Below are 2929 nucleotides of genomic sequence, written 5' to 3'. Positions count from 1 at the left end.
TCTCAACCAGGCCAGCGAATGGCTGGGCGGCACACTGGCAGCAGCCGATGCGGCGGCGCTGGCGCGGCTGGCCCGGCACTGGGCGCCGCTGGCGCGGGCCAGCGCTGCGCGCAAGGCCAGCGCGGTGCGGCAGTTCCTCGCTTTCCTGATGGCCGAACATCTGCGCGCCGATGATCCCGGCCGCGATCTCGCCCTGCCGCAAGCGGCGCGGCCGCTGCCCAAGACGTTGGCGGCCGGCGATGTCGAGCGGCTGTTCGCAGCGCTGGCCGAAAAGCTGGCTGCCCGGCCCGATGATCCGGTGACGTTGCGCACAGCCGCGCTGGTGGAATTGCTCTATGGTTCCGGCCTGCGCGCCAGCGAGCTGGTGGCGCTGCCCCGCCATGCCTGCAAGGCCGGGCGCGGGCACATGGTGGTGCTGGGCAAGGGCGCCAAGGAGCGGCTGGTGCCGATCAGCCGCCGCGCCGAAGCCGCCGTTCTGGCCTGGGAAGCGCATGTGCCCAAGGACAGCAAGTTTCTCTTCCCCGCCGGGCGCGGCAAGGCGGGGTATCTGTCCCGCCTCCGGCTGTGGCAGCTGATCAAGGCGCTGGCCGCCGACGCCGGCATCCCGCCGGCGCGCATCTCCCCACACGTGCTGCGCCACGCCTTTGCCACCCATCTGCTGGAAGGCGGTGCCGATCTGCGCATCGTGCAGACGCTGCTCGGCCATGCCGATATCGCGACCACGCAGATCTACACCCATGTGGCGTCGGCGGCGCTGGTGGAGCTGGTCAATCGCCGCCATCCCTTGGCCGATGGGTCAGATTGACAGGTGACTTGCGCGCCGCCGCCCGGCAAGGAGGCGGTATGAGCAACAATCCCCTCTTCCGCCCCTTCACCATCAACAGCCTGACGCTGCCCAACCGCATCGTGATGGCGCCGATGACGCGCAGTTTCTCGCCGGGCGGGCAGCCGGGCGCCAATGTCGCCGAATATTATCGCAAGCGCGCGGCCGGCGGGGTGGGCCTGATCATCACCGAAGGCACCGCGGTAGAGCGGGTGGGCGCTGCCAATGATCCCAACGTGCCGCATTTCTTCGGGAGCGCGCTCAATGGCTGGGGCCAGGTGGTCAAGGCCGTGCACGGCGAATCCGGACTGATTGCGCCGCAGCTGTGGCACGTCGGCGCGCTGCCCAACCGCCGCAACCCCAAGGGCGAGGAAGCCGAAAGCCCGACCGGCCATTACATGCCCGGCAAGACCAACGGCCGCGCCATGAGCGATGAAGACGTGGCTGATGCCATCGCCGCTTTCGCTCGCGCCGCCGGCGATGCCAAGCGCCTGGGCTTCGACGCCGTTGAACTGCACGGCGCCCATGGTTATCTGATCGATCAGTTCTTCTGGGGCGCCACCAACAGCCGCGACGATCGCTGGGGCGGCGACACGCTGCCTTTGCGTGCGCGCTTTGCGGTCGAACTGCTGAAGGCAGTCCGCGCCGTCGTGGGTCCGGATTTCCCGGTGATCATCCGCCTGTCGCAGTGGAAGCAGCAGGATTTCGCTTTCCGCCTGGCGCCGACGCCCGACGAGATGGCGGCCTGGCTCGGCCCGCTCGCCGATGCCGGGGCCGATGTGTTCCATTGCTCACAGCGGCGTTTCTGGGAGTCGGAATATCCGGAGCTGGATGGCCCGGAAGGGCTGAATTTCGCCGGCTGGGCCAAGAAACTGACGGGCAAGCCCACCATCACGGTGGGCAGCGTCGGCCTCACCGGCGATTTTGTCGCCGGGATGGGCGGCGAAGCCTCAAAGCCGGCCAGCCTTGATGGCTTGCTCAAGCGGCTGGCGCACGACGAGTTCGACCTGGTGGCGGTTGGTCGCGCGCTGATCGTCGATCCGGATTGGGCACTGAAGGTCGAGGCTGCCCGCCACGACGAGCTGACCGATTACACCGCCGACGCGCTGATGTCGTTGGTGTGACGCTGCGGCTTGTGGCAGGAGAGGCCACATGCAGGTTGATGAAGACAATGTCCCCATCCTGAAGGGCCGGTCGCTGCGGCCCAAGGATGCCGCCACCGTGCTGGTCATTCGCCGCGATGGGCCCAGTCCGTGCGTGCTGATGGGCCGGCGGGCGAAGGGTCATGTGTTCATGGCCAGCAAGTGGGTGTTCCCTGGCGGGCGGCTGCACCCCAGCGATTATCGCGTCGCCGCCGCCAGCGAATTGCATGACGAGACGGCGGCCCACCTGCACCGCACCGCGCCGCCACCGCGCGCCCGCGCGCTGGCCGCGGCGGCCGTGCGCGAATTGTTCGAGGAAACCGGCCTGGTGCTGGGTGCGCCGGGCAGCGGCCGCACCAAATCACCGGAATGGCGCGCGTTTCTCGACACCGGCCACCTGCCGCACCTGGCGCCGCTGCGCTTCGTCGGCCGCGCCATCACCCCGCCAGTGCGGCCGCGCCGTTTCGATGCGCGCTTCTTCACGGTGGAGGCGACGCATCTTGTCAGCCTCGATCCGGGCAGTGGTTGCGGCGAGCTCGACGAGATCGCCTGGTTCAGCTGGGACGAGGCCGAACAGCTCGACCTGCCCAGCATCACCCGCGCCATCCTGGCCGATGTGGCGGCCCGGCTGGATGATCCGGCGCGTCCCATCCCCTATCACCGCTTTGACAATGGCCGGCATCGGCTGCTGATGCTGTGACGGCGATCACCCGCCTGACGCTCACCGATTTTCGCAACCACGCCCACGCCGGCATCACTGTTGGCACCGGACTGGTGGTGATCACCGGTGACAATGGCGCGGGCAAGACCAACATATTGGACGCGATCTCGCTGCTGGCGCCTGGCCGCGGCCTGCGCGGCGCTGCCCTGTCGGATGCGGCCCGGCAGGATGGCCCCGGCGGCTGGAGCGTGGCGGCGCAGCTGGTCTCGGCGCAAGGCGAGGTGCAGATCGGCACCGGCGTGG

4 protein-coding genes are annotated in these 2929 nt (G+C 69.0%); all 4 read left to right on the top strand.

All coding sequences use genetic code 11. From position 1 onward, the window contains the following. Positions 1-805, top strand: an 805-nt coding sequence (locus GJ693_RS15070) for a tyrosine-type recombinase/integrase (protein WP_156257073.1), incomplete at its 5' end; no start/stop codon positions are given. Positions 806-843: 38 nt separating this feature from the next. Further along, entirely contained in the window at positions 844-1947 is a 1104-nt protein-coding gene (locus tag GJ693_RS15065) for an NADH:flavin oxidoreductase (RefSeq protein ID WP_156257072.1), read from the top strand. A 28-nt stretch (positions 1948-1975) separates the two neighbouring features. Beyond that, on the top strand, positions 1976-2665 hold the full coding sequence (locus GJ693_RS15060; protein WP_156257071.1) for an NUDIX hydrolase: 690 nt from the start codon (positions 1976-1978) through the stop codon (positions 2663-2665). Beyond that, the coding region (locus GJ693_RS15055) for an AAA family ATPase (RefSeq protein WP_156257070.1) at positions 2662-2929 on the top strand (268 nt) is incomplete at its 3' end. The genes GJ693_RS15060 and GJ693_RS15055, both read left to right, overlap by 4 nt.

It is taken from the genome of Sandarakinorhabdus oryzae (assembly GCF_009733735.1).
GTDB lineage: Bacteria > Pseudomonadota > Alphaproteobacteria > Sphingomonadales > Sphingomonadaceae > Sandarakinorhabdus > Sandarakinorhabdus oryzae.
The sequence above is the reverse complement of the archived record's forward strand: the minus strand, read 5'-3'. Positions and strand labels throughout refer to the sequence as shown.

Bases quoted from the DNA above. Each gene is read 5' to 3' on its own strand.
- GJ693_RS15065 (WP_156257072.1), top strand. From the start codon at position 844: ATGAGCAACAATCCCCTCTTCCGCCCCTTCACCATCAACAGCCTGACG.
- GJ693_RS15060 (WP_156257071.1), top strand. From the start codon at position 1,976: ATGCAGGTTGATGAAGACAATGTCCCCATCCTGAAGGGCCGGTCGCTG.